Annotated in this window: 23 protein-coding genes and 1 rRNA gene; 16 read left to right on the top strand and 8 right to left on the bottom strand. The window is 54.0% G+C overall.

The window, feature by feature from the left end:
- The first annotated feature begins 3 nt into the window (after nucleotides 1–3).
- The 11 genes from lpxA (at nucleotide 4) to tilS (ending at nucleotide 15,977) form a co-directional block, all read left to right on the top strand.
- Complete coding sequence (gene lpxA / locus F9C28_RS00120; protein ID WP_199013071.1) at nucleotides 4–792, top strand: acyl-ACP--UDP-N-acetylglucosamine O-acyltransferase; 789 nt, start codon at nucleotides 4–6, stop codon at nucleotides 790–792.
- On the top strand, nucleotides 793–1,941 hold the full coding sequence (lpxB, locus tag F9C28_RS00115; protein ID WP_199013070.1) for a lipid-A-disaccharide synthase: 1,149 nt from the start codon (nucleotides 793–795) through the stop codon (nucleotides 1,939–1,941).
- Nucleotides 1,938–2,558 (top strand): ribonuclease HII, encoded by a 621-nt coding sequence (gene rnhB / locus F9C28_RS00110; protein ID WP_199013069.1) that lies wholly within the window; start codon nucleotides 1,938–1,940, stop codon nucleotides 2,556–2,558. The genes lpxB and rnhB overlap by 4 nt, the downstream gene beginning before the upstream one ends.
- 23 nt (nucleotides 2,559–2,581) lie before the next feature.
- Nucleotides 2,582–6,064 (top strand): DNA polymerase III subunit alpha, encoded by a 3,483-nt coding sequence (gene dnaE / locus F9C28_RS00105; protein ID WP_199013068.1) that lies wholly within the window; start codon nucleotides 2,582–2,584, stop codon nucleotides 6,062–6,064.
- Between the two features lie 12 nt (nucleotides 6,065–6,076).
- Nucleotides 6,077–7,036, top strand: a complete 960-nt coding sequence (gene accA, locus F9C28_RS00100) for an acetyl-CoA carboxylase carboxyl transferase subunit alpha (RefSeq protein WP_199013067.1) — start codon at nucleotides 6,077–6,079, stop codon at nucleotides 7,034–7,036.
- 86 nt (nucleotides 7,037–7,122) lie between these two features.
- Nucleotides 7,123–7,515, top strand: a complete 393-nt coding sequence (locus F9C28_RS00095; RefSeq protein WP_199013066.1) for a VOC family protein — start codon at nucleotides 7,123–7,125, stop codon at nucleotides 7,513–7,515.
- Between the two features lie 90 nt (nucleotides 7,516–7,605).
- Nucleotides 7,606–9,171, top strand: coding sequence for a lysine decarboxylation/transport transcriptional activator CadC (gene cadC / locus F9C28_RS00090; RefSeq protein ID WP_199013065.1), 1,566 nt, complete (start codon nucleotides 7,606–7,608; stop codon nucleotides 9,169–9,171).
- Between the two features lie 360 nt (nucleotides 9,172–9,531).
- On the top strand, nucleotides 9,532–10,842 hold the full coding sequence (gene cadB, locus F9C28_RS00085; protein WP_199013064.1) for a cadaverine/lysine antiporter: 1,311 nt from the start codon (nucleotides 9,532–9,534) through the stop codon (nucleotides 10,840–10,842).
- Between the two features lie 91 nt (nucleotides 10,843–10,933).
- Nucleotides 10,934–13,081 (top strand): lysine decarboxylase CadA, encoded by a 2,148-nt coding sequence (locus tag F9C28_RS00080; RefSeq protein WP_199013063.1) that lies wholly within the window; start codon nucleotides 10,934–10,936, stop codon nucleotides 13,079–13,081.
- Nucleotides 13,082–13,164: 83 nt separating this feature from the next.
- Nucleotides 13,165–14,622 (top strand): oligopeptide:H+ symporter, encoded by a 1,458-nt coding sequence (locus tag F9C28_RS00075; protein ID WP_199013062.1) that lies wholly within the window; start codon nucleotides 13,165–13,167, stop codon nucleotides 14,620–14,622.
- 50 nt (nucleotides 14,623–14,672) lie between these two features.
- Nucleotides 14,673–15,977: a tRNA lysidine(34) synthetase TilS gene (gene tilS, locus F9C28_RS00070; protein WP_199013061.1), complete on the top strand. Its 1,305-nt coding sequence runs from the start codon at nucleotides 14,673–14,675 to the stop codon at nucleotides 15,975–15,977.
- Nucleotides 15,978–16,052: 75 nt separating this feature from the next.
- Here the strand turns inward: tilS and rof are convergent, their stop codons facing one another.
- The gene (rof, locus tag F9C28_RS00065) at nucleotides 16,053–16,313 is read right to left on the bottom strand and encodes a Rho-binding antiterminator (RefSeq protein WP_199013060.1); all 261 of its coding nucleotides are present in this window, start codon (nucleotides 16,311–16,313) and stop codon (nucleotides 16,053–16,055) included.
- Complete coding sequence (locus F9C28_RS00060; protein WP_199013059.1) at nucleotides 16,300–16,500, bottom strand: YaeP family protein; 201 nt, start codon at nucleotides 16,498–16,500, stop codon at nucleotides 16,300–16,302. The genes rof and F9C28_RS00060 overlap by 14 nt, the downstream gene beginning before the upstream one ends.
- Nucleotides 16,501–16,713: 213 nt before the next feature.
- On the opposite strand from F9C28_RS00060, the gene F9C28_RS00055 reads away from it, so the two are divergent.
- The 3 genes from F9C28_RS00055 to nlpE are packed head-to-tail and all read left to right on the top strand — an operon-like array spanning nucleotide 16,714 to nucleotide 18,429.
- Nucleotides 16,714–17,259, top strand: a complete 546-nt coding sequence (locus F9C28_RS00055) for a YaeQ family protein (protein ID WP_199013058.1) — start codon at nucleotides 16,714–16,716, stop codon at nucleotides 17,257–17,259.
- Nucleotides 17,256–17,672 (top strand): alternative ribosome rescue aminoacyl-tRNA hydrolase ArfB, encoded by a 417-nt coding sequence (arfB, locus tag F9C28_RS00050; protein ID WP_199013057.1) that lies wholly within the window; start codon nucleotides 17,256–17,258, stop codon nucleotides 17,670–17,672. The genes F9C28_RS00055 and arfB overlap by 4 nt, the downstream gene beginning before the upstream one ends.
- A 37-nt stretch (nucleotides 17,673–17,709) precedes the next feature.
- A complete protein-coding gene (nlpE, locus tag F9C28_RS00045; RefSeq protein ID WP_199013056.1) occupies nucleotides 17,710–18,429 on the top strand; it encodes an envelope stress response activation lipoprotein NlpE in 720 nt (239 codons plus the stop codon).
- Between the two features lie 50 nt (nucleotides 18,430–18,479).
- Here the strand turns inward: nlpE and proS are convergent, their stop codons facing one another.
- The 6 genes from proS to metN form a co-directional block, all read right to left on the bottom strand.
- Nucleotides 18,480–20,198: a proline--tRNA ligase gene (proS, locus tag F9C28_RS00040; protein ID WP_199013055.1), complete on the bottom strand. Its 1,719-nt coding sequence runs from the start codon at nucleotides 20,196–20,198 to the stop codon at nucleotides 18,480–18,482.
- 117 nt (nucleotides 20,199–20,315) lie between these two features.
- On the bottom strand, nucleotides 20,316–21,029 hold the full coding sequence (gene tsaA / locus F9C28_RS00035; protein ID WP_199013054.1) for a tRNA (N6-threonylcarbamoyladenosine(37)-N6)-methyltransferase TrmO: 714 nt from the start codon (nucleotides 21,027–21,029) through the stop codon (nucleotides 20,316–20,318).
- The gene (gene rcsF, locus F9C28_RS00030) at nucleotides 21,026–21,433 is read right to left on the bottom strand and encodes an Rcs stress response system protein RcsF (protein WP_199013053.1); all 408 of its coding nucleotides are present in this window, start codon (nucleotides 21,431–21,433) and stop codon (nucleotides 21,026–21,028) included. The genes tsaA and rcsF overlap by 4 nt, the downstream gene beginning before the upstream one ends.
- A gap of 119 nt (nucleotides 21,434–21,552) precedes the next feature.
- Nucleotides 21,553–22,368, bottom strand: a complete 816-nt coding sequence (locus F9C28_RS00025; protein ID WP_199013052.1) for a MetQ/NlpA family lipoprotein — start codon at nucleotides 22,366–22,368, stop codon at nucleotides 21,553–21,555.
- Between the two features lie 36 nt (nucleotides 22,369–22,404).
- Nucleotides 22,405–23,058, bottom strand: coding sequence for a methionine ABC transporter permease MetI (locus tag F9C28_RS00020; RefSeq protein WP_199013051.1), 654 nt, complete (start codon nucleotides 23,056–23,058; stop codon nucleotides 22,405–22,407).
- The gene (gene metN, locus F9C28_RS00015; protein WP_199013050.1) at nucleotides 23,051–24,085 is read right to left on the bottom strand and encodes a methionine ABC transporter ATP-binding protein MetN; all 1,035 of its coding nucleotides are present in this window, start codon (nucleotides 24,083–24,085) and stop codon (nucleotides 23,051–23,053) included. Before metN ends, F9C28_RS00020 begins: the two co-directional genes overlap by 8 nt.
- 189 nt (nucleotides 24,086–24,274) lie before the next feature.
- On the opposite strand from metN, the gene gmhB reads away from it, so the two are divergent.
- Complete coding sequence (gene gmhB / locus F9C28_RS00010; RefSeq protein ID WP_199013049.1) at nucleotides 24,275–24,841, top strand: D-glycero-beta-D-manno-heptose 1,7-bisphosphate 7-phosphatase; 567 nt, start codon at nucleotides 24,275–24,277, stop codon at nucleotides 24,839–24,841.
- Nucleotides 24,842–25,226: 385 nt separating this feature from the next.
- Nucleotides 25,227–25,401 (top strand): 16S ribosomal RNA (locus F9C28_RS00005); the annotation flags it as partial.

Below are 25,401 nucleotides of genomic sequence, written 5' to 3'. Positions count from 1 at the left end.
TACGTGATTGATTCCTCTGCCTTTGTTCATCCTACTGCCATTGTGGAACCGGGCGCCGTTATTGGCGCTAATGTCCACATTGGACCGTTTTGCGTTGTTGGCGCGCATGTTGAGATCGGTGCGGGTACCGTACTGAAATCGCATATCGTCATCAATGGTCACACCAAAATAGGTTGTGATAACGAAATCTACCAATTCGCATCCATTGGCGAAGTGAACCAGGATCTTAAGTATGCTGGCGAGCCGACCCGGGTTGAGATTGGCGATCGTAATCGCATTCGTGAAAGTGTCACTATTCACCGCGGGACAGTTCAGGGCGGGGGATTAACCAAGGTAGGCAGCGACAACCTGCTGATGATCAATGCGCATATTGCACATGATTGCCAGATTGGAAATCACTGTATCTTTGCTAATAATGCCACCCTGGCAGGCCATGTCTGCGTTGATGATCACGCGATTATCGGCGGCATGACGGCGGTCCATCAGTTCTGCATTATTGGCCAACACGTTATGGTCGGCGGATGCTCTGGGGTTGCCCAGGACGTACCGCCTTACGTTATTGCCCAGGGCAACCACGCGACGCCGTTTGGTGTGAATACCGAAGGGTTAAAACGCCGTGGTTTCAGCAGAGAAGCGATTCTGGCTATCCGCAGTGCTTACAAACTGCTGTATCGCTCCGGTAAAACACTTGACGAAGTGAAACCGGAGATCGCCGATATTGCTGCTCAGCACCCGGAAGTTCAGGCTTTCGTTGATTTCTTTGCCCGCTCTACCCGTGGCCTGATCCGCTAAATGAAGCTGGGTCGTCCACTGACTATTGCCCTGGTCGCCGGAGAAACCTCCGGCGATATTCTGGGTGCCGGACTTATTCGCGCCATTAAATCCCGTGTTCCCGATGCCCGTTTTGTGGGGATTGCCGGGCCGCTGATGCAGGCGGAAGGCTGTGAAGCCTGGTATGAAATGGAAGAGCTGGCGGTGATGGGCATTGTTGAGGTGCTGGGGCGCTTACGGCGTCTGCTGCATATTCGCGCCGATCTTACCCGTCGTTTTACGGCGTTGCAGCCGGATGTGTTTGTGGGGATCGACGCACCGGACTTCAATATCACCCTGGAGGGGAAGTTAAAAGCCCGGGGGATCAAAACTATCCATTATGTCAGCCCCTCGGTTTGGGCCTGGCGCCAGAAACGCGTTTTCAAAATCGGCAGATCCACCAATTTGGTGCTGGCATTCCTGCCATTCGAAAAAGCGTTTTACGATAAATTCAATGTGCCGTGCCGGTTTATTGGCCACACCATGGCGGATGCCATGCCGCTGGACCCGGATAAAAATGCCGCCCGGGATGTGCTGGGGATAGCCCACGATGCCCGCTGCCTGGCGTTACTACCGGGCAGCCGCGGGGCGGAAGTGGAAATGCTCAGCGCCGACTTCCTTAATACCGTTCAACTGCTGCGCCAGCGCTGGCCAGATCTGGAAGTGCTGGTGCCACTGGTCAATGCCAAACGCCGCGACCAGTTTGAGCATATCAAAGCGCAGGTTGCGCCGGATCTTAACATTCGTCTGCTCGATGGCCATGCCCGCGATGCGATGATCGCCAGCGATGCTGCGCTGCTGGCTTCCGGTACGGCGGCGCTGGAATGTATGCTGGCTAAATGCCCGATGGTGGTAGGCTACCGCATGAAGCCTTTCACTTTCTGGCTGGCAAAACGGCTGGTGAAGACGGAGTATGTCTCGCTGCCAAACCTGCTGGCTGGCCGGGAACTGGTCAAAGAGTTATTACAGGATGAGTGCCAGCCTGCGGCATTAGCCGCTGCGCTCAGCCCGTTACTGGAAGGTGGTGATGCCAGCCTGGCAATGCACGATATCTTCCGCGCGTTACATAGAGAGATCCGCTGTAATGCGGACCAGCAGGCCGCAGATGCAGTGCTGGAGTTAGCCCGATGATTGAATTTGTTTATCCCCATACCCATCTTGTGGCGGGTGTGGATGAGGTGGGCCGTGGCCCGCTGGTTGGCGCAGTGGTTACTGCCGCCGTGATCCTCGATCCCACCCGGCCAATTGCCGGGCTGGCAGACTCTAAAGCATTGTCTGAGAAGCGCCGCCTGGCGCTGTACGATGAGATAACCGATAAAGCCCTGGCCTGGAGCCTGGGCCGCGCAGAGCCGGAAGAGATTGACCGTCTGAATATCCTGCATGCCACCATGCTGGCCATGCAGCGTGCGGTGGCGGGATTAGCCATCACACCAGAGTACGTCCTGATTGACGGCAACCGTTGCCCGTCGTTGCCGGTACCGGCAATGGCGGTGGTAAAAGGGGACAGCCGGGTAGCCGAAATTAGCGCAGCATCGATTCTGGCGAAAGTGACCCGGGACGCGGAAATGGCCGCGCTGGACCAGCAATTTCCCGAATATGGTTTTGCCCGGCACAAAGGTTACCCGACCGCTTTTCACATGGAGCAACTGGCGCAGTTCGGTGCTACCGAACATCACCGTCGCAGCTTCGCCCCGGTCCGGCGCGTGCTGGAACGTGCGTCTTCCACATCCGAACGCGAAACTCGTTAACGCAACAGAGCTAAGAAATCAAAATGGCTGAACCTCGTTTTGTTCACCTGCGGGTGCACAGTGACTATTCTATGATCGACGGGCTGGCAAAAGTCGGCCCGCTGGTGAAGAAAGCCGCAGCGCTGGGGATGCCAGCGATGGCGATCACTGACTTCACCAACATGTGTGGACTGGTGAAGTTCTACAATGGCGCCCACGGTGCGGGAATGAAACCGATCATCGGTGCCGATCTGCATGTCGCCAACGAGTTATTGCCTGACGAACTCTGTGATCTGACCGTTCTGGCCATGAATAACGATGGCTATCAGAACCTCACCCTGTTGATCTCCCGGGCGTACCAGCGTGGCTATGGGGCTAACGGCCCGTGGATCGATCAGGCGTGGCTTGAAGAGCTAAAAGAGGGCCTGATCCTGCTTTCCGGTGGCCGTAATGGTGATGTCGGCAAGGCGCTGGTGCGCGGCAACCGCGCCCTGGCGGAACAGGCGCTGAGTTTCTATCAGCAGCATTTCCCGGCGCGCTACTACCTTGAGCTGATCCGTACCGGCCGCCAGGACGAAGAGAGCTACCTGCATGCGGCGGTGGCGCTGGCGGAAGACATGGGCGTGCCGGTGGTGGCCACTAACGATGTGCGCTTCCGTGAGCCAGATGAGTTTGAAGCCCACGAAATTCGCGTCGCTATCCACGATGGCTTTACCCTTGATGATCCCAAACGCCCGCGTAACTACTCCGCCCAGCAATATATGCGCAGCGAAGACGAGATGTGCGAACTGTTTGCCGACATTCCCGAAGCATTACAGAACACCGTTGAGATCGCAAAGCGCTGTAACGTAACGGTGCGGCTGGGCACGTACTTTCTGCCGCAGTTCCCCACCGGGGAAATGACCACCGAAGATTTCCTGGTCAAAAAGTCCCGTGAGGGGCTGGAAGAGCGCCTGGCGTTCCTGTTCCCGGATCCGGCAGAGCGGGAAGCGAAACGCCCGCCTTATGACGAACGTCTGGAGATCGAACTTAAAGTTATCAACCAGATGGGGTTCCCGGGTTACTTCCTGATCGTCATGGAGTTTATCCAGTGGTCTAAAGATAATGGCGTGCCGGTAGGCCCCGGGCGTGGCTCCGGTGCGGGCTCGCTGGTGGCTTATTCCCTGAAAATCACCGATTTGGACCCGCTGGAGCTGGATCTGCTGTTCGAACGCTTCCTTAACCCGGAGCGTGTGTCGATGCCTGACTTCGACGTCGACTTCTGTATGGAGAAGCGTGACCGGGTTATCGAGCACGTCTCGGAAATGTATGGCCGGGATGCGGTATCGCAGATTATTACCTTCGGCACCATGGCGGCGAAAGCGGTTATCCGCGACGTGGGCCGCGTGCTGGGGCACCCGTATGGTTTTGTGGACCGGATCTCTAAACTGATCCCGCCGGACCCGGGCATGACCCTGGCCAAAGCCTTCGAAGCTGAACCACAATTACCTGAAATTTATGAGGCGGATGAAGAAGTTCGGGCGCTGATCGACATGGCGCGCCGCCTGGAAGGGGTGACCCGTAACGCCGGTAAACACGCCGGTGGGGTGGTTATCTCGCCCACCAGGATAACCGATTTTGCTCCTTTGTATTGCGATGAGCAGGGGCAGCATCCGGTCACCCAGTTTGATAAGAGCGACGTGGAATACGCCGGGCTGGTGAAGTTTGACTTCCTCGGCTTACGGACCCTGACCATTATCAACTGGGCGCTGGAGATGATTAACGCCCGGCGGGCGAAGCACGGGCAAGAACCTGTCGATATCGCGGCTATTCCGCTGGACGACAAGAAAAGTTTTGATATGCTCCAGCGCTCGGAAACCACCGCGGTCTTCCAGCTTGAATCCCGGGGCATGAAAGATCTGATCAAACGTCTGCAGCCGGACTGCTTTGAAGACATGATCGCGCTGGTGGCACTGTTCCGCCCGGGGCCGTTACAGTCCGGGATGGTGGATAACTTTATTGACCGTAAACACGGCCGGGAAGAGATCTCCTACCCGGATGTGCAGTGGCAGCATGAAAGCCTGAAACCGGTGCTGGAGCCCACCTACGGCATTATCCTGTACCAGGAACAGGTTATGCAGATTGCCCAGGTGCTCTCGGGTTATACCCTGGGCGGGGCGGACATGCTGCGCCGCGCCATGGGTAAGAAAAAACCGGAAGAGATGGCCAAACAGCGCGGCACCTTCGAAGAAGGGGCGAGGAAAAACGGCGTTGATGGCGAGCTGGCCATGCACATCTTTGACCTGGTGGAAAAGTTCGCCGGGTACGGGTTTAACAAATCGCACTCGGCCGCCTATGCGCTGGTTTCTTACCAGACCCTGTGGCTGAAGGCGCATTATCCGGCCGAATTTATGGCGGCGGTTATGACCGCGGATATGGACAACACCGAGAAGGTGGTCGGGCTGGTGGATGAGTGCTGGCGTATGGGGTTAAAAATCCTGCCGCCGGATATTAACTCCGGGCTCTACCATTTTCACGTCAATGATGACGGGGAAATTGTTTACGGCATCGGCGCCATCAAAGGAGTAGGGGAAGGCCCGATTGAGGCAATCATTGAGGCCCGTAACCAGGGCGGCTATTTCCGGGAGTTGTTTGATCTCTGCGCCCGTACCGATACCAAAAAACTTAACCGTCGGGTGCTGGAAAAGCTGATCATGTCCGGTGCGTTTGACCGGCTGGGGCCGCACCGCGCAGCGCTGATGAATTCACTCAATGATGCACTGAAAGCGGCGGATCAGCACGCGAAGGCCGAGGCAATCGGCCAGGCGGATATGTTCGGGGTGCTGGCAGAAGAACCGGAACAGGTTGAGCAATCCTATGCCAACTGTACCCCCTGGCCAGAACAAGTGGTGCTGGATGGTGAACGGGAAACCCTCGGTCTGTATTTGACCGGGCACCCTATCAACCAGTATCTGAAAGAAATTGAGCGCTATGTCGGTGGCATGCGCCTGAAGGAGATGCATCCGACCGAACGTGGTAAAGTGATTACCGCCGCTGGTCTGGTGCTTGCTGCGCGGGTTATGGTCACCAAGCGCGGTAACAGGATCGGTATCTGTACCCTGGATGACCGTTCCGGGCGTCTGGAAATTATGCTATTTACCGACGCTCTGGATAAGTACCAGCATCTGCTGGAGAAAGACCGTATTTTGATCGTTAGCGGGCAGGTCAGCTTCGATGACTTCAGCGGTGGTCTTAAAATGACCGCCCGGGAAGTGATGGACATTGACGAAGCACGCGAAAAGTACGCACGCGGGCTTGCTATATCGCTGACGGACAGGCAAATTGATGACCAGCTTTTAAACCGTCTCCGTCAGTCTCTGGAACCCCACCGTTCGGGAACCATTCCAGTACATCTATACTACCAGCGAGAGGACGCTCGCGCCCGGTTGCGATTCGGGGCAACATGGCGAGTCTCTCCAAGCGATAAATTGCTTAATGATTTACGTAGTCTGGTAGGAACGGAGCAGGTGGAACTGGAGTTTGACTAAAACAGGAATACTATGAGTCTGAATTTCCTTGATTTTGAACAGCCAATTGCAGAGCTGGAAGCGAAAATCGATTCCCTGACTGCCGTTAGCCGTCAGGATGAAAAACTCGATATTAATATCGACGAAGAAGTGCACCGCCTGCGCGAGAAAAGCGTAGAGCTGACCCGTAAAATCTTCGCCGACCTGGGTGCATGGCAGATTGCTCAACTGGCGCGCCATCCGCAGCGTCCTTATACCCTTGATTATCTGCGTCTGGCATTTGATGAGTTTGACGAGTTGGCAGGCGATCGCGCCTATGCGGACGACAAAGCCATTGTTGGGGGGATTGCCCGTCTCGATGGTCGCCCGGTGATGGTGATTGGCCATCAGAAAGGCCGTGAAACCAAAGAAAAAATTCGCCGTAACTTCGGGATGCCGGCACCAGAAGGCTACCGCAAAGCGCTGCGCCTGATGGAAATGGCCCAGCGGTTTAACATGCCTATCATTACGTTTATCGACACCCCGGGGGCCTATCCTGGTGTGGGGGCAGAAGAACGCGGCCAGTCAGAAGCCATCGCCCGCAATCTGCGGGAAATGTCCCGTCTTACCGTACCGGTGATTTGTACCGTTATCGGTGAAGGTGGTTCCGGCGGTGCGCTGGCCATAGGTGTGGGCGATAAAGTGAATATGTTGCAGTACAGCACCTATTCCGTTATCTCGCCGGAAGGCTGTGCATCCATCCTGTGGAAGAGCGCCGAGAAGGCTCCGCTGGCGGCAGAAGCGATGGGGATCACCGCCCCGCGTCTGAAAGAGCTGAAGCTGATTGACGCCGTTATCCAGGAGCCGTTGGGCGGCGCACACCGTAATCCGGAAGTGATGGCTCAGGCACTGAAAGCGCAGTTGCTGGAAGATCTGGCCGATCTGGATACGCTTAATAAAGAAGAGCTGCTGGACAGACGTTATCAGCGTCTGATGAATTACGGTTACGCGTAATCTTTTACCTTAAGAAAGGCCGGTGTTGTACCGGCTTTTTTTTTCTGTATTGTATTGCGCTCCGCCAGGGCTTACAGGAGAAATTGATGTCGGCAGGTTTAGAGCACGTCCACCATATCGCGGTTATTGCAACCGACTACGCACGTAGCAAGTCATTCTATTGCGATATTTTAGGGTTTACCTTGATAAGCGAAGTGTATCGCGAAGCCCGGGACTCCTGGAAAGGGGATCTGGCGCTGAAGGGTCAGTACGTGATCGAACTGTTTTCGTTTCCTTCTCCTCCGGCCAGGCCGAGCCGCCCGGAAGCCTGTGGGTTACGCCATTTAGCTTTCAGCGTGAACAATCTCGACAGTTCGCTCGCCTGGCTGGAAAGCCGTGGCGTGGTATGCGAACCGGTACGTATCGATCCCTGTACAGATAAACGTTTTACCTTTTTTACTGATCCAGATGGACTGCCACTGGAGCTTTACGAGAAGTAGCACGCGTCGGATATCCATACTTTTCTGTTGGAAAAATAACTTATGGTATCATTAGTACTTTCCTCTTAATGGCTTTGAGTATTTTCTTATATGCAACAACCCGTCTTCCGCGTCGGAGCCTGGCTGGTCACGCCAGCTATCAATCAGATAAGCAAGCCTGGTCATACTGAAACCCTTGAACCACGCCTTATTGACTTGCTTACCTTTTTTGCCCATCACCCTGATGTCGTTCTCAGCCGTGATGAGCTGATTGATAATGTATGGAAACGCAATATCGTTACCAGTCACGTGGTGACGCAGTCGATCTCTGAACTGCGTAAATCACTGAAATGTGGTGGCGAAGAAGGACAGGAATATATTGTTACGGTGCCGAAGCGCGGCTATAAGCTGTCTGCGACGGTGGTCTGGCCGGAAGAGGAACCGGAAGACACCGCGCTATCGGAAGAAGAAGTGCCCGGTAGGGCAGGGGAGGAGGACGCATTACTGGCTGATACCGAACCCGTGGACCAGATAGTCATGCCCTCCACACCGGCGCTGCCGGAAAAGCCCCAGCCAGTGGGTATCCCGGCCAGAGTATTACGCCGGGCGCGTTTTTGGGTGTGGGCGGTGTTCTTCGCCGCATTAGCCACCTGTGTGATATTGATTGGCCTGGCCACATGGTCGATGCGACCACCGGTAACCTCCAACAAGCTATTGCTTAACCCCCGCGATATCGACATCCGCCTGGTAAATGGCACCTCATGCAGTAATTGGTCATCACAGCGCTCTTGTGTGGTGGGGATAAGCGAGCTGATTTCATCCTCTCTGAACACCTGGTCTACCTTCCTGGTGCACGACAAGACCGATTTCAATATCAATAACCCGAGCACATCGGGCAAATCACTCAACATCGAGTTTGTTAACCAGCGCCACTACCGTTCTCAGCAATGTTTTATGTCGGTAAAGCTGATTGATAACGCGGACCGCTCAGTGATGCTGGATAAACGCTACTTCATCACCCGTGATAATCAGATTGAGATTCAGAATGACTTGCTGAATAACCTCTCCGTGGTGCTGCAGCAACCCTGGCCAGATGTGATGGAAGCGCGCCTGCGTCAGAATGTTCCCAGCCAGGGCCAGGCCCTGCAAAGCTACTTTATGGCCCATCAGCTGGTGATTGATGGTGATGCAGAGTCACTGGCAAAAGCCAGCAAAATGTTTAGCGACATTATCAAGCTCTATCCTGATTTCACCTTTGCCCATTCGGAAAAGCTGCTGGTGGATATGCTGCGCCATTCTCAACAGCCGTTGAGCGACGCTGCGCTGGCCGATTTACACCAGCAGATTGATGACCTCGGCAAAATACCGGGGATGGATAACAATGCCATTTATTATCAAATCCGCGCGGTGGACTTAATCGTTCAGGGCAAAAGCGATGATGCCTACGGGCTGATTAATAAATCCATTGACCTTGAAATGTCCTGGCTCAACTACGTACTGCTGGGTAAGGTTTATGAAATGAAGGGCGAAAATCGCCTCGCAGCGGATGCCTACATCACCGCTTTTAACTTGCGTCCAGGAAATAATACCCTCTACTGGATTAAGAACAGTTTCTTCCAAACCTCAATAGCCAATGTCGTCCCCTGGCTAGATAATTTCATCTCAGAAACTGAATAATTAATACCGCCACCTGATCATTATCACGTGGCGGTATTTTTTATCTGTGCTCAATATGTAAATAATGTGTTGCCATAAAATGCATCTTTATTAGCATAATGCGCATATTTATAACAAGAAAAACGCTCGTTAAGTACTGAAAAACAAAGATATTTATCTTTTTTTGATATCTTTTTATAGTGTTTATATATTTGCAAAAAACCTCAAGTTGTCATTTGTATTATGTTTGTTTTTATTTCACCTAATCTTTAGGACTTTACTTTCATGAGTGATTATTCTCCATCTCATCGGTGGGGACAGTGAGCGACTCATTCACTGTATCTGCACCTCCTGACAGTAACATCTGGAGATTGCGAGTATATGAGTTCAGCAAAAAAAATTGGGCTTTTCGCCTGTACCGGTGTCGTAGCCGGTAATATGATGGGGAGCGGGATTGCATTATTACCTGCGAACCTGGCTAAAATTGGTGGTATTTCTATCTGGGGTTGGGTGATTTCTATTATTGGTGCGATGTCTCTGGCTTATGTTTATGCCAAGCTTGCTACCAAGAACCCGCAAGAAGGTGGCCCTATCGCCTACGCTGGTGAAATCTCTCCGGCATTCGGTTTCCAGACTGGTGTTCTTTATTACCATGCAAACTGGATCGGTAACCTGGCAATCGGTATTACCGCTGTCTCTTACCTTTCAACGTTCTTCCCGGTCTTAAACAACCCAATCGCGGCAGGTATCGCTACTATCGCCATTGTGTGGATCTTCACCTTCGTCAACATGCTTGGCGGTAGCTGGGTGAGCCGTCTGACCACTATCGGTCTGGTACTGGTACTGATCCCGGTTATCATGACTGCGGTTGCAGGCTGGCACTGGTTTGACGCTGCTACTTACCACGCTAACTGGAACACCTCTGGTAAAGCCAGTGGCCAGGCAATCATCAGCAGTATCCTGCTGTGCCTGTGGGCGTTCGTTGGTGTTGAATCCGCAGCGGTAAGTACCGGTATGGTTGATAACCCGAAACGTACTGTTCCTATCGCTACCATGCTGGGTACTGCACTGGCCGGTATCATCTATGTTGCTGCTACTCAGGTTATCAGCGGTATGTATCCTGCTGCTACCATGGCTGCGTCTGGTGCGCCGTTCGCCATCAGTGCTTCTACCATTCTGGGTAGCTGGGCTGCGCCGCTGGTTTCTGCTTTCACCGCTTTCGCATGTCTGACCTCTCTGGGTTCCTGGATGATGCTGGTGAGCCAGGCCGGTGTTCGTGCCGCTAAAGATGGTAACTTCCCGAAAGTTTACGGCGAAATGGATAAAAACGGCGTGCCGAAAAAAGGCCTGCTGCTGGCTAGCTGCAAAATGACTGCGCTGATGGTCCTGATCACCATTATGAACTCCAGCGGTGGTAACACTTCTGACCTGTTCGGTGAGCTGACTGGTATCGCTGTACTGTTGACCATGCTGCCTTACTTCTACTCTTGTGTTGACCTGATTCGCTTCGAAGGCGTTAATCTGCGCAACATCGTGAGCCTGATTTGCTCTGTACTGGGTTGTGCGTTCTGCTTCATCGCTCTGATGGGTGCGGGTTCCTTTGAACTGTCTGGTACGTTCATTGTTAGCCTGATCATCCTGATGTTCTATGCTCGCAAACTGAAACCTGGTACCACCGCAGAAGCGCTGTAATACCTGTCTTAATCTTAGTTACCTTTAATTTCTGCCCCTCTGACTATCCACAATCACGTGGGAGGGGCTCGTTTTACCTGGAGTTATGATTATGAACGTAATTGCTATCATGAATCATCTGGGCGTCTACTTTAAAGAAGAGCCCATTCGTGAACTGCACAAATCCCTGGAAGACTTAGGCTTCCGTATCGTTTACCCGGTTGACCGCGATGACTTAATGAAAGTTATCGAAAACAATGCCCAGCTGGCTGGTGTTGTTTTTGACTGGGATACTTACAACCTGGGTCTGTGTGAAGAAATCAGCAACCTGAACGAAAAACTGCCTCTGTACGCGTTCGCTAACACTCAGTCCACCATGGACGTTAGCCTGAGCGATCTGCGTCTGCATGTCCGTTTCTTCGAATATGCACTGGGTGCTTCTGCTGATATCGCAGCAAAAATCAAACAGACTACCGACGAATACATCGACGAAATTCTGCCTCCGCTGACCAAAGCCCTGTTCAAATATGTACGTGAAGGTAAATACACCTTCTGTACTCCGGGCCACATGGGCGGTACCGCTTTCCAGAAAAGCCCGGTAGGTAGCCTGTTCTATGATTTCTTCGGCGCTAACGCCATGAAATCCGATATCTCTATCTCCGTTTCTGAACTGGGTTCCCTGCTGGATCACAGCGGCCCGCATAAAGAAGCAGAAGAGTACATCGCGAACGTATTCAACGCTGAACGCAGCTACATGGTGACTAACGGTACTTCTACCGCTAACAAAATCATCGGTATGTACTCTGCACCAGCAGGTAGCACCATCCTGATCGACCGTAACTGCCACAAATCTCTGACTCACCTGATGATGATGAGTGACGTTACTCCGATCTACTTCCGCCCGACCCGTAACGCCTACGGTATCCTGGGTGGTATCCCGCAGAGCGAGTTCAAACGCGAAACTATCGAAGCGCGTGTTAAAGCTACGCCGAATGCGACCTGGCCTGTGCACGCAGTGGTAACTAACTCCACTTACGATGGCCTGCTGTACAACACTGATTTCATCAAACAGACTCTGGATGTTAAATCCATCCACTTTGACTCTGCATGGGTTCCTTACACCAACTTCAGCCCTATCTACAAAGGTCTGTGCGGTATGAGCGGTGACCGTGTAGAAGGTAAAGTGTTCTATGAAACTCAGTCTACTCACAAACTGCTGGCGGCTTTCTCCCAGGCATCCATGATCCACGTTAAAGGCGACGTAAACGAAGAAACCTTTAACGAAGCCTACATGATGCACACCACCACTTCTCCGCATTACGGTATCGTGGCTTCCACTGAAACCGCTGCGGCGATGATGAAAGGTAACTCTGGTAAACGCCTGATCGACGGTTCTATCAACCGTGCTATCACTTTCCGTAAAGAAATCAAACGTCTGCGCGGCGAATCTGAAAGCTGGTTCTTCGACGTATGGCAGCCGGAAGGTATCGAGAAAGCTGAATGCTGGCCGCTGACTCCGGACAACGAATGGCATGGCTTCAAAAACATCGATAGCAACCACATGCATCTGGACCCGATCAAAGTTACTCTGCTGACTCCGGGCCTGGAAAAAGACGGTACTATGGGTGAATTCGGTATTCCGGCAAACATCGTTGCTAAATACCTGGACGAACACGGTATCATCGTTGAGAAAACCGGTCCGTACAACCTGCTGTTCCTGTTCAGCATCGGTATCGATAACACCAAGGCACTGAGCCTGCTGCGTGCGCTGACCGACTTCAAACGCGCGTTCGACCGTAACCTGCGTGTGAAAAACATGCTGCCGTCCCTGTACAACGAAGCGCCTGAATTCTATGAAAACATGCGTATCCAGGACCTGGCTCAGAACATCCATAAACTGATTCAGCATCACAACCTGCCGGATCTGATGTTCCGCGCATTCGAAGTGCTGCCGGATATGGTGATGACCCCGTACAAAGCTTTCCAGAAAGAGCTGCACGGCGAAATCGAAGAAGTGTATATGGATGAAATGGTTGGCCGCGTTAACGCCAACATGATCCTCCCGTACCCTCCGGGTGTTCCGCTGGTAATGCCGGGTGAAATGATCACCGAAGAAAGCCGTCCGGTACTGGAATTCCTGGAAATGCTGTGTGAAATTGGTGTACACTACCCGGGCTTCGAGACTGATATTCATGGTGCCTACCGTCAGGCTGACGGTCGTTACACCGTTAGAGTGTTGAAAGAAGACAACACCAAGTAATATCTGACAGAAGGGAAGTGGCTTAGGCCACTTCCCTTTTTCTTTTATTTGCTTTTGTCCGGCTTTTTAGGCCAGGAGAGTCCATGAAAACACCCTCACAACCGCGCGCGATTTATTACATCGTGGCGATTCAAATCTGGGAATATTTCAGCTTTTATGGCATGCGCGCCATCCTCATCCTGTATTTAACCCACCAGCTTGGTTACTCCGACAGTAACGCCATCACGTTGTTCAGCGCTTATGCGTCTCTTGTGTATATCACCCCTATTCTGGGCGGTTGGATAGCCGACCGCCTGCTGGGCAACCGTTTTGCCGTTTTGCTTGGTGCGGTCTTAATGACCCTCGGGCATATTGTTCTTGGTCTGGAATCGAATGCGGTGTGGTCCTTGTATCTTGCGTTGGGGATCATTATCTGTGGGTATGGCCTGTTTAAATCCAATATTAGTGTGCTGCTGGGCGAACTGTATAGCCCGGAAGACCCTCGCCGGGATGGCGGGTTCTCACTGCTGTACGCCGCTGGTAACATCGGGTCTATCGTGTCCCCCATTGCCTGTGGGCTGGCAGCCCAGTGGTACGGCTGGCACGTGGGGTTCGCCCTTGCCGGGATTGGGATGTTCCTTGGCCTGCTGATTTTTATGAGCGGGCGTAAACATTTTGCCGCCACCCGCGGTATCAATCCTGTCGCCCTGAAAAAGAAAAGCGCCGGTATTCCGGCCTGGGGCTGGCTGGTGATTGGTATTCTGCTGTCCCCGTTCTTTTTTACTGCGCTGTTACAGTATGACCTGTCCGGCTATTTGTTGACGGCGGTCTGTGCCGGGGCGGTTATTATCGTCGCGCGGATCATGATCCGCGCCCGTGAGCAGCGTAAGGCGCTGGGGCAGGTTATCCTGCTGATGGCCGCCGGGACACTGTTCTGGATCCTGGCCCAGCAGGGCGGTAGCTCCATCAGCCTGTTTATTGATCACTTTGTTAATCGTCGCCTGATGAACACCGAAGTCCCGACGGCGTTGTTCCAGTCGGTGAATGCGGTGGCGGTAATGGTCGCCGGGGTGGTGCTGGCGTGGTTGTCTCAGGCCGGTAATGGCGGCACCTCAAAACTGGTGGTGTGGCTGAAGTTTTCCTGCGGGCTGGCGCTGATGGCGGCGGGCTTTATGGTGCTGGCGCTGAATGCGCGCCTGGGGGAAATGCACGGCCAGGCCTCCATGTGGATGATGGTTGCCGGCCTGTCCCTGATGGGGTTTGCCGAGCTGTTTATCGACCCGGTGGCGATGTCGCAGATTACCCGCCTGAACTTACCCGGGGTGACCGGGATGCTGACCGGTATCTATATGCTGGCCAGCGGTTCGGTGGCCAACTACCTGGCGGGCGTGGTTGCCCAGCAGACCACCGAATCCCAGGTTGGCGTAAACGCTATCCACGCCTACTACGCGTTCTTTGCCCAGATGGGCAAATGGACCCTGGTATCCGTGGCCCTGATCCTGGCGCTCAGTGTCTGGCGGTGGTGGGCTAACCATAAACAAAATGCGGTAGTGCTTGATTGAGACCGCCGCTGTGGTTAACGTGCGACTATGTCACATGATTAGCCACAGCAATGAAACCTTTGATTACCCCTTCTGATCTTGTTCCTGCCCTCAGGGGCCACCGACAAATACTGGTGGCCCTGAGCGGCGGGCTGGACTCCTCCGTATTACTCCATCTCCTGTGCCAGTTGCGCGCAGACACTGGCATCGCCCTGCGGGCGCTCTATGTTCATCACGGTATCAGCCGTTTTGCCGATGACTGGCTCCACCACTGTCAGGCCCTGTGCGATGGCTGCCAGGTCCCGTTTATTGCCCGCAAAGTGCAACTGACCGACAGCGGAAAGGGCACCGAAGCCGAAGCCCGGGAGAAGCGCTACCAGGCTCTGGCCGACGCGCTGGCGCCCGGGGAGGCGCTGGCCACTGCCCAGCATATGGACGACCAGTGTGAAACGCTGATGCTGGCCCTCAAACGGGGCAGCGGCCCGGCGGGGTTGGCGGCTATGCCCGGGGTGCTGCCGTTTCATCACAGTGTTATCCTGCGGCCTCTGTTGGGGTTCTCACGCCAGCAGCTGGAGGCGTATGCCCGTTACCACGGGTTGAGCTGGATAGATGACGACAGTAATGCGGATGATAGCTACGACCGTAACTTCCTGCGCCTGCGCATTCTGCCACTGCTGCGCCAGCGCTGGCCCTATTTTGCCCGCAGTGTGGCCCGCAGTGCGGCGCTGTGTGGTGAGCAGGAGGCATTACTCGATGAGCTGCTGGCCGAACAGTTACAGGCCCTGGTTGGCCCCGGGGGGGAGCTGGCGCTGGCGACGTTGACCACCATGAGCGATGCCCGGCGCGGGGCGCTGTTACGCCGCTGGTTTGCTTACCACGGTGCGGTGATGCCCGCGAGGGCTGCATTACAACGGCTGTGGGATGAGGTTGCCCTGAGCCGTGAGGATGCCTCGCCGCGGTTGCGCTTCGGCGAATATGAAGTGCGCCGCTACCGGGATGCGCTGTGGTGGGTGCCGTGTTACACCAGCCAGCGTGACACGGTTATCGCCTGGGCTTCGCCGTTTGCGCCGCTCTCCTTGCCCGAAGGGCTGGGGGTGCTGCATTTTAGCGCTGACGGGAGCAGGGTGCGCCCACCGCGCGCTGATGAGCCGGTATCAGTACGCTTTCGGGCCTCCGGCAATGTCCATATTGTGGGCCGTGAGCATGGCCGTACGATGAAGAAGATCTGGCAGGAGCTGGGGGTAGCCCCCTGGCAGCGGGACACGACGCCACTGCTATTTTACGGGGAGCAGTTAATTGCCGCGCCGGGGATCTTCGTGACCCGAGACGGGCAGGGAACGGCGGAGGATAGCTGGCATCTGGGCTGGCTGCGTTGAGTAAATAACGCCGGGCAGATAAAAAACGGGCGGCCCGCAGGCCGCCCGTTGTTGATAAGTATCACTGGCGTGGGATCAGGACTCGCTGACCACCACTGTGCCGATTTGTGGATGGCTGAAACTGGCGATCCGGTCAAGACGCACTTCACGCTCGGTTCCGGCGTCATCAATAATCAGATATTCAATATTCTTACGGGTTAGCAGGTCCCTGGCGCTCGCCTTAAGGACTTCACCGGTTTTCAGCTCCAGCGTCAGTAACAAGTGATGCTGGCAGGCGAGTTCAAGATTGTCATAATCATCACAGTTGATCGGTTGATAGGCATCATTCATTGACATAATCGCTCACCAGTAAGTTCGCGGCAGCGTAAGCCGCCTGTTCCCTGATTGACTGCGAAAGAGCTTCATTAGAGGCCATTTCATTCAGAACCTTTAATACGCACCCGAGCGCGTCCGGGACGTATCCCAAATCACCGCTGGCAATGTCACTGTAACGCTGGCGTATCAGATCGCAATACTTTTCCACATGTCCTCCTGTCCTGAACCCCAATCCAAGAGCATACCGCGGGATCTCTGATAAGACTACGAAGATAGCTCTTGTTTAGCAAGACAACGATAACGTGCAGTGCTGATGTTTTTTGCCGGGCAGGCCGCACGGTGACGGGGGAGTGAATACTCGAGATCGCGCCTGCGTGGCAGTTTCGCTACAATAGGCGCTCTTTGGCACTGGAAAAATACGATGGCTTTAAAAGCAACAATTTATAAGGCAGGGGTCAATGTGGCCGATATGGACCGCTACCAGTATCTTGACGCCAGCTTAACGCTCGCCTGCCATCCGTCTGAAACGGAACAGCGCATGATGCTGCGCCTGCTGGCGTGGATAAAATACGCTGACGATCGTCTGCAATTCACCCGTGGATTATGTGCCGATGACGAACCCGAAATTTGGCTGCGTAACGATCATCTGGGGATCGATTTATGGATAGAACTCGGGTTGCCCGATGAACGCCGGTTGAAAAAAGCCTGCAACCAGTCTGGCCAGGTGGCGCTGTTTACGTACAATAGCCGTGCTGCGCAGGTGTGGTGGCAGCAAAACCAGAAGCTGGCGGCACAATACCGCAATCTGACCGTCTGGTATCTGGATGATAGCCAGCTGGCCGCCCTTGCCGCCCTGGCGGCCCGGACCATGAATTTACAGGCCACCTTGCAGGAAGGAATAATCTGGTTGTCTGATGAGCAGCACAATCTGGAGCTGCATCCAGAGTGCTGGCAGGCGGCATCGTGATCCCGATATCCCGGCAGGTAAGCATCCCGGACGATGAATATACCCTGACGGCGATCCGTGCCCAGGGAGCGGGTGGTCAGAACGTGAATAAGGTCTCTTCGGCCATTCATTTGCGTTTTGATATCCGCCAGTCGAGCCTGCCGGAATTTTACAAACAGCGTTTACTCGACGCGCAGCATCATTTGATCACCGCTGAAGGGGTGGTGATTATCAAAGCGCAGGAGTACCGCACCCAGGCTCAAAACCGCGAGGCGGCAGTTGCCCGCCTGGTGGCGCTGATCCAGGAACTGACGGTCGTGCAAAAAAGCCGCAGAGCGACCCGGCCAACCCGGGCCTCTAAAGAGCGGCGGCTGGCAACCAAGGCCCAGAAATCCAGCACAAAGTCGTTGAGAGGGAAAGTCAGGTTGCCGTAGCAACAGTAGTAACGTAGTAACAAAGGAGATGGGTGAAATGGAAAACAAAAAAAAGATTATTAAGTTATCGCTGGTGATTGCCCTGCTGGCTGGCGGAGGCGCGCTGATTGGCTGTAATAATCGCTCCGACGCACAGCCCCTGAAGGCGGTGCAGGAGACCGAAATGAAAGCCATGCAGCAGAGCTGGCGTGGGGTTATCCCTTGTGCCGATTGTGAGGGGATTGAAACCTCGCTGTTTCTGGGCAAGGACGGCACCTGGGTGATGAACGCCCATTATCAGGGGGTGGCGAAAACCCCGTCGTCATTTGCTTCCTATGGCCGCTGGGCGCGCACGGCGGATAAGCTGGTGCTGACCAATGCAAAGGGTGAGAAGTCCTATTTCCGTGTCGCCGGCGATCGGCTGGAGATGCTGAACGACGACGGCACCCGGATTCAGTCCTCGCTGAATTATACCCTGTTACCGGTCACCGCCGATCTGCCGCTTACCCCGATGCCGATGCGCGGTAAATACCGCTATATGGCAGATGCCGCCACCTTTACCGACTGCGCCACCGGGCGCGTGCTGCCGCTGAATAACAACGTTGAGCTTGAGCGTGGTTATGCGCAGGCCGGAGGGCAGGGCAATGAGGGGGTGATGGTGGAGTTTGATGCCCATTACACCATAGCGCCGAACATGGACACCGGCGTACCGCAGAAAACTGTGGTGCCTGACGGCAAAGGGACCTTTAAACCTGGCCAGAGTTGTACTAACAAATAGCAGCCATAAAAAACCCCGCCGTAGCGGGGTTTTTACTGTCAGCAGACGTATTAGCCTTTGATCTTCGCCGTCAGGAACGACACGATATCACCGGTTTTAATCAGCTGTTTTTCACCTTCACGGCGATATTTGTATTCGATATCGTCGTTATCGAGGTTACGGTCACCGATAACGATAGTGTGCGGGATACCGATCAGTTCCATATCGGCAAACATCACACCCGGGCGCTCTTTACGATCGTCCATCAGTACTTCGATGCCTTTCGCACGCAGCTCGGCGTAGATTTGCTCGGCCAGATCTTTGACACGGAATGATTTGTGCATGTTCATTGGCAGAATTGCCACCTGGAAGGGGGCAATCGCCTCCGGCCACACAATGCCGCGATCGTCAAAGTGCTGTTCAATGGCGGCGGCAACCACACGGGTCACCCCGATACCGTAACAACCCATGGTCAGCACCTGGTTACGGCCATCTTCACCCTGAACGGTCGCTTTCATGGCTTCGGAATATTTGGTGCCCAGCTGGAAGATGTGGCCCACTTCGATGCCGCGTTTGATCAGCAAGTTGCCTTTACCATCCGGGCTCGGATCCCCGGCGACAACATTACGGATATCCGCCACTTCCGGGGTGGCAACGTCGCGATCCCAGTTGATACCGACAAAGTGTTTACCGTCGATATTGGCACCGGCAGCAAAGTCACTCATGACGGCAACGGAACGGTCGATAACCACCGGAAGCGGCAGGTTTACCGGGCCCAGAGAGCCCGGGCCGGCATTGACGACGGCGCGGATTTCTTCTTCTGTTGCAAACGTCAGCGGTGCGGCAACCTGCGGCAGCTTCTCTGCTTTCACTTCGTTCAGTTCATGATCGCCTCGCACCAGCAGCGCGACCAGCGGGTAAGCGCTATCTTCGACAGCTTTTACCAGCAGGGTTTTCACGGTTTTTTCCACCGGCAGACCAAACTGCTCAACCAGCTCAGCGATGGTTTTGGCGTTCGGGGTGTCAACGGTGGTCATTTCCTGGGTCGCGGCAGCGCGTGGGGTTGCCGGGGCAACGGCTTCAGCAAATTCGATGTTGGCGGCGTAATCAGAAGCGTCAGAGAAGATAACATCATCTTCACCGCTCTGGGCCAGCACCTGGAATTCGTGAGAGGCACTACCGCCAATGGAGCCGGTATCGGCCTGTACGGCACGGAAATCCAGCCCCATACGGCTGAAAATGGTGCTGTAGGCCTGATACATCTTGTCGTAGGTTTCCTGCAGGGACTCCTGAGACGTATGGAAAGAGTAAGCATCTTTCATCAGGAATTCGCGGGAACGCATAACACCAAAGCGCGGGCGAACTTCATCGCGGAACTTGGTCTGGATCTGGAAGAAGTTCAGCGGCAGCTGTTTGTAAGAGCTCAGCTCATTACGGATCAGGTCAGTGATAACTTCTTCGTGGGTCGGGCCAAGTACAAACGGACGATCGCCGCGGTCAACAAAGCGCAGCAGCTCCGGGCCATATTGTTCCCAACGGCCGCTTTCCTGCCATAAGTCCGCAGGCTGAACCACAGGCATGCAGAGTTCAATGGCGCCAGCGTTGTTCATCTCTTCACGAACAATGTTTTCGACTTTTTTCAGGACACGCAGACCGGTTGGCAGCCAGGTGTATAAGCCGGAGGCCAGCTTGCGAATCATCCCGGCGCGCAGCATCAACTGGTGGCTGACAACCTCCGCGTCGGCGGGAGTCTCCTTCAGGGTGGAGAGCAGATATTGGCTAGTACGCATGTGTTACGGTTCCATTTGGACTGTCGATGGCAGGCCTTTTTAGCCTGCCCAAAAATAAAAGTGCTCTAGTTTACCAGTGTGGCAAAAATGCCAAAAGGGAAGGGGAGTAATTTACCCTTAAACGGTGTGTGGCTCCAGTGCAAACACTTCGGATCCTTGCGCAGTCACCCGCCAGCGGACGTTAAAATCCAGCAGATGCACCGCGTAGCTTTTGCCTGGGGTTTCGCTTTTGCGATACGCCGGGCGAGGATCCTGGGCCAGAACATCACAGATAAAGCGATCCAGATGGGGATAACGGCTGGTCAGTTGCTGGATTTGGGCGCTAACCGCCGCCGTGAAGTAGACCGGCATATCAGCGGCGGGGGCCTGTTGTGCATAACCAGCCCGGGCATCGGGAATGGCCTCCGCAAAAGGCAAATAGGGCTTAATATCCACCACCGGAGTGCCATCGACCAAATCCAGGCCGCCCAGGTGTAGCAATACCTTATCCTGCTGGTGGGTGATGCCCCGCAGTTCAACCAGCGACATCCCAATCGGGTTGGGGCGGAAGGTTGAGCGGGTAGCAAATACCCCCATCCGGGTATTGCCCCCCAGGCGGGGGGGCCGCACGGTGGGCCGCCAGCCGCCATCCATGGTCTGGTGGAAGATAAACAACAGCCAGAGATGGCTGAACCCCTCCAGACCTCTGACGGCTTCCGGCTGGTTGTACGGTGGCAGTAATTCCAGGGTTCCGCCGCCGTCTTTCACTAATCCCGGCTGGCGGGGGACGGCGAATTTCTCTTTATAAGGAGAGTGAATAACGCCTATCTGGTCAATGCTGAAGTGGGTCATTTGGTATCGACTTTCAGCGCCGAGCCGAGGCAAACGGCCTGGCGGTAGCATCCCGGTGTTCCACTGGTCACTTCACAGCTGTGTTGTAATACGGCGTTGGCGCGCATTTTAGCGGCATTAATCTGCATACGCTTGCGGGCGGTAGGAATGTTCGGCGGTGAGTCCTGGTTGCTGGCCTGGCAAGAGTCGCCGCTCACTTCACCCAAATCCCGGAAGGGCTTGCCAACCAGCTCTTCGGCTTTGGTATAAATACGCACCGGGGCATAGTGTGTCGTTTTCGGCTGACTAGTCTGTGCCGTTTTGGCTGGGGTTTCCGGGGTTTTTACCGGCTCAACAGGGGATCTGCTTAACATTGAACATCCGCTCAGTGCGAAGGCCAATACACAGATCGGTAAGGCGCGCATAGTCATTCCTCTGAAGGTTGTGAAAACCGCGTTATTGAATCAAGCAATTGTAAAAATAACAAGACGGGCATCGGCCCGTCTTGAAAATATATGTGACGTTTTACTAACAACTGCCGGGATTACCAGCCTTTGACCGCGCCACCGTTAAAGATCTTGTTGGCGGCCTGGGCAACCTCGTCAGACTGGTACGCTTCAACAAATTTCTTCACGTTATCCGCGTCTTTGTTATCTTCACGGGCAACGATCAGGTTAACGTACGGGGAGTCTTTATCTTCCACAAAGATCCCGTCTTTTTCCGGCGTCAGGTTGATCTGGCTGGCGTAAGTGGTGTTGATAACCGCCAGGGCAATCTGGGCATCATCCAGAGAGCGCGGTAACTGCGGGGCTTCCAGCTCAACAATCTTCAGGTTTTTCGGGTTTTCAGTGATATCCAGTACGGTCGGCAGCAGACCAATACCGTCTTTCAGTTTGATCAGGCCCACTTTCTGCAACAGCAGCAGGGAACGGCCAAGGTTAGTCGGATCGTTCGGTACGGCAATCTGGGCACCCGGCTGTAACTCATCAAGTGATTTGATTTTCTTCGAGTAACCGGCAATCGGGTAAACAAAGGTTGCGCCGACCGGAACCAGTTTATAGCCGCGATCTTTGATCTGCTGATCCAGATACGGTTTGTGCTGGAAGGCATTCGCGTCAATGTCGCCTTTGCTCAGGGCTTCGTTCGGCAGCACATAGTCGTTAAAGGTTACCAGCTCGACATCCAGGCCGTATTTCTCTTTCGCGACTTTCTGGGCAACTTCAGCAACCTGCTGTTCTGCCCCGACAATCACGCCAACTTTAATATGGTTGGGATCTTTTTCTTCCTGGCCACAACCGACCAGCGCCAGTGAACCGATCAATGCACCAATCGCTGCATAGGTCTTGAATTTAAACGCCATATCCATTTCTTCCTGTGAGAGTCAAACGGTGTTGTGTTATTTGTGCGTTACGGCACGGACAATTTTGTCGCCGCCGATTTGGATCAACCATACCAGCGCAACCAGCAAAATCAGCACAGTATTCATTACAGTAGCATCATAGCCAATATAACCATACTGGTAACCAATCTGCCCCAGGCCACCGGCCCCGACAGCACCCCCCATGGCGGAGTAGCCCACGAGGGTGATCAGCGTAATGGTGACCGCATTAACCAGACCCGGCAGCGCTTCCGGTAGCAGGATCTTACGAATGATCTGCATGGGGGTTGCCCCCATCGCCCGGGAGGCTTCAATCAGTCCCGACGGGATTTCCAGCAGGGCGTTTTCCACCATACGGGCAATAAACGGCGCCGCGCCAACGGTGAGCGGTACGATAGCCGCCTGTAAACCGATGGAGGTCCCGACGATAATCCGGGTAAACGGGATCATCCACACCAGCAGAATAATAAAAGGAATCGAGCGGAAAATATTCACCAATGCGGAGATAACCCGGTACAGGGTGGCATTTTCAATAATCTGCCCAGGGCGGGTGATGTACAGCAATACCCCCACGGGCAGACCAATCGCAAAACCAAAGAAACCGGAGACGAAGGTCATGGCCAGCGTTTCCCAGATGCCTTTCAGCATCAACCACATCATCGCTTCAGACATAACCCAGTACCTCAATTTTGACATTCTGCTGCTGCAGGTAAGCAATTGCTGCTTGTGTATCTTCCCGGTCACCATGCATTTCGGTCAGCATGATGCCGAATTTTACGCCACCGGCATAATCCATCTGGGCGCTAATAATGTTGTTGTTCACATTAAAGCGGCGGGTGGTTTCCGAGAGTAACGGTGCATCCACGGACTGGCCGGTAAATTCCAGGCGCAGTAACGGGACGATATCTTCCCCCGCGGGCTCTGATTTCAGGCGTTTGGCATAGTCATCCGGAATATCCAGATGCAGGGTGGACTGTATAAACTGCTGGGCCAGCGGTGTTTTCGGGTGGGAGAACACTTCGCTCACCGTATCTTGCTCGATAAGCTCGCCATTACTGATAACGGCCACGCAATCACAAATGCGTTTCACCACATCCATCTCATGGGTGATGAGCAGAATGGTCAGCCCCAGGCGACGGTTAATGTCTTTCAACAGTTCGAGAATAGAACGGGTGGTTGCCGGATCCAGAGCGCTGGTGGCTTCATCACACAGCAGTACCTTCGGGTTGCTGGCCAGGGCGCGGGCGATAGCGACACGCTGTTTCTGGCCGCCGGACAGGTTAGCCGGGTAGGCATCCTGTTTATCCGCCAGGCCAACCAGCTCGAGCAATTCGCTAACCCGCTGTTTGATTTCTGCCGCCGGGGTGTTGTCCAGCTCAAGGGGCAGGGCAACGTTACCGTAAACGGTACGGGACGCCAGTAAGTTAAAGTGCTGGAAGATCATGCCAATCTGGCGGCGCGCTTTGGTGAGCTGCCCTTCCGACATGCCGGTAAGATCCTGGCCATCCACCAGAACAGTGCCCTGGGTTGGGCGTTCAAGCAGGTTAACACAGCGAATGAGCGTACTTTTCCCCGCACCGGAGGAGCCGATCACGCCATAAATTTGTCCGGCAGGGACATGCAGGCTGACGTTATTCAGCGCCTGGATGGTGCGGTTTCCCTGTTGGAACACTTTGGTGATGCTGGAAAGTTTAATCATCTGGTTATTTATTATCTGATAAGTGTTGGCCGTGGCATTTTCTACTACCAAATACGGGCGATGACCGTAATTGGAATGGATGTTAAGGCATCCAGACGTCTAAATCAATGCAACTCTGTTTAATGAGCGCTTTCCCGGGCAGTGAAACATGCGATACTAAGAAGAATTAATAATTTCAGGAGTCTTCAGGTGGCTAAATCAGTACCTGCTATTTTTCTCGACCGTGACGGTACTATTAATGTCGACCACGGTTATGTACACGACATCGACAATTTCGAGTTTATCGACGGCGTTATTGAAGCGATGCAGGAATTAAAGGCAATGGGTTTTGCGCTGGTGGTGGTAACCAATCAGTCTGGCCTCGCCCGCGGCATCTTTACCGAAGAGCAGTTTGAGCATCTGACCGAGTGGATGGACTGGTCCCTGGCCGACCGGGATGTGGAGCTGGACGGTATCTATTATTGTCCGCACCATCCGGACGGGTCGGTTGAGGCATTCCGCCAGGAGTGTGACTGCCGTAAACCTCAGCCGGGGATGCTGCTTTCTGCCCAGCGCTTTCTGCACATTGATATGTCTGCTTCTTATATGGTGGGCGATAAGCTGGAAGATATGCAGGCAGGGCAGGCGGCTGAGGTGGGGACTAAGGTATTAGTGCGCACCGGGAAAGCGGTCACCCCTGAAGCGGAAGCCGCGGCAGATTGGGTGATAAATAGCCTTGCAGATCTGCCTGCTGCCATCAAAAAGCAGCAAAAATAAGCGTAATGGGTAAAAACTAAGCGCTTGATAAGATTTTTGCATGTTTTTGCAAAATCACACTTGCCATCCGGCGCCGGGTCCCTATAATGCGCCTCCATCGACACGGCGCTTGTGACAGACGTCACGGCAAACAGCGGTGAAGATTGAAGAGAAAATCCTGAATTAAGGGTTGACTCTGAAAGAGGAAAGCGTAATATACGCCACCTCGCGACAGAGCGCTCAGCGCCGTCGCACTGCTCTTTAACAATTTATCAGACAATCTGTGTGGGCACTCTAAGGCACTGATATCTTAACGTCGCAAGACGAAAAATGATTATCAAGTCTCGAGTGTTTAACAGTTAATTCATTACGAAATAACAGTTTAATTCTTTGAGCATCAAACTTTAAATTGAAGAGTTTGATCATGGCTCAGATTGAACGCTGGCGGCAGGCCTAACACATGCAAGTCGAGCGGCAGCGGGAAGTAGCTTGCTACTTTGCCGGCGAGCGGCGGACGGGTGAGTAATGTCTGGGGAACTGCCTGATGGAGGGGGATAACTACTGGAAACGGTAGCTAATAC

Origin of the sequence: Shimwellia pseudoproteus, from assembly GCF_016415625.1 — a bacterium.
Lineage (GTDB): Bacteria > Pseudomonadota > Gammaproteobacteria > Enterobacterales > Enterobacteriaceae > Shimwellia > Shimwellia pseudoproteus.
This window is presented reverse-complemented; position numbering and strand designations above follow the sequence as displayed.

Bases quoted from the DNA above. Each gene is read 5' to 3' on its own strand.
- lpxB (WP_199013070.1), top strand. From the start codon at position 793: ATGAAGCTGGGTCGTCCACTGACTATTGCCCTGGTCGCCGGAGAAACC.
- rnhB (WP_199013069.1), top strand. From the start codon at position 1,938: ATGATTGAATTTGTTTATCCCCATACCCATCTTGTGGCGGGTGTGGAT.
- dnaE (WP_199013068.1), top strand. From the start codon at position 2,582: ATGGCTGAACCTCGTTTTGTTCACCTGCGGGTGCACAGTGACTATTCT.
- accA (WP_199013067.1), top strand. From the start codon at position 6,077: ATGAGTCTGAATTTCCTTGATTTTGAACAGCCAATTGCAGAGCTGGAA.
- F9C28_RS00095 (WP_199013066.1), top strand. From the start codon at position 7,123: ATGTCGGCAGGTTTAGAGCACGTCCACCATATCGCGGTTATTGCAACC.
- cadC (WP_199013065.1), top strand. From the start codon at position 7,606: ATGCAACAACCCGTCTTCCGCGTCGGAGCCTGGCTGGTCACGCCAGCT.
- cadB (WP_199013064.1), top strand. From the start codon at position 9,532: ATGAGTTCAGCAAAAAAAATTGGGCTTTTCGCCTGTACCGGTGTCGTA.
- F9C28_RS00080 (WP_199013063.1), top strand. From the start codon at position 10,934: ATGAACGTAATTGCTATCATGAATCATCTGGGCGTCTACTTTAAAGAA.
- F9C28_RS00075 (WP_199013062.1), top strand. From the start codon at position 13,165: ATGAAAACACCCTCACAACCGCGCGCGATTTATTACATCGTGGCGATT.
- tilS (WP_199013061.1), top strand. From the start codon at position 14,673: ATGAAACCTTTGATTACCCCTTCTGATCTTGTTCCTGCCCTCAGGGGC.
- rof (WP_199013060.1), bottom strand. From the start codon at position 16,313: ATGTCAATGAATGATGCCTATCAACCGATCAACTGTGATGATTATGAC.
- F9C28_RS00055 (WP_199013058.1), top strand. From the start codon at position 16,714: ATGGCTTTAAAAGCAACAATTTATAAGGCAGGGGTCAATGTGGCCGAT.
- nlpE (WP_199013056.1), top strand. From the start codon at position 17,710: ATGGAAAACAAAAAAAAGATTATTAAGTTATCGCTGGTGATTGCCCTG.
- proS (WP_199013055.1), bottom strand. From the start codon at position 20,198: ATGCGTACTAGCCAATATCTGCTCTCCACCCTGAAGGAGACTCCCGCC.
- tsaA (WP_199013054.1), bottom strand. From the start codon at position 21,029: ATGACCCACTTCAGCATTGACCAGATAGGCGTTATTCACTCTCCTTAT.
- rcsF (WP_199013053.1), bottom strand. From the start codon at position 21,433: ATGCGCGCCTTACCGATCTGTGTATTGGCCTTCGCACTGAGCGGATGT.
- F9C28_RS00025 (WP_199013052.1), bottom strand. From the start codon at position 22,368: ATGGCGTTTAAATTCAAGACCTATGCAGCGATTGGTGCATTGATCGGT.
- F9C28_RS00020 (WP_199013051.1), bottom strand. From the start codon at position 23,058: ATGTCTGAAGCGATGATGTGGTTGATGCTGAAAGGCATCTGGGAAACG.
- metN (WP_199013050.1), bottom strand. From the start codon at position 24,085: ATGATTAAACTTTCCAGCATCACCAAAGTGTTCCAACAGGGAAACCGC.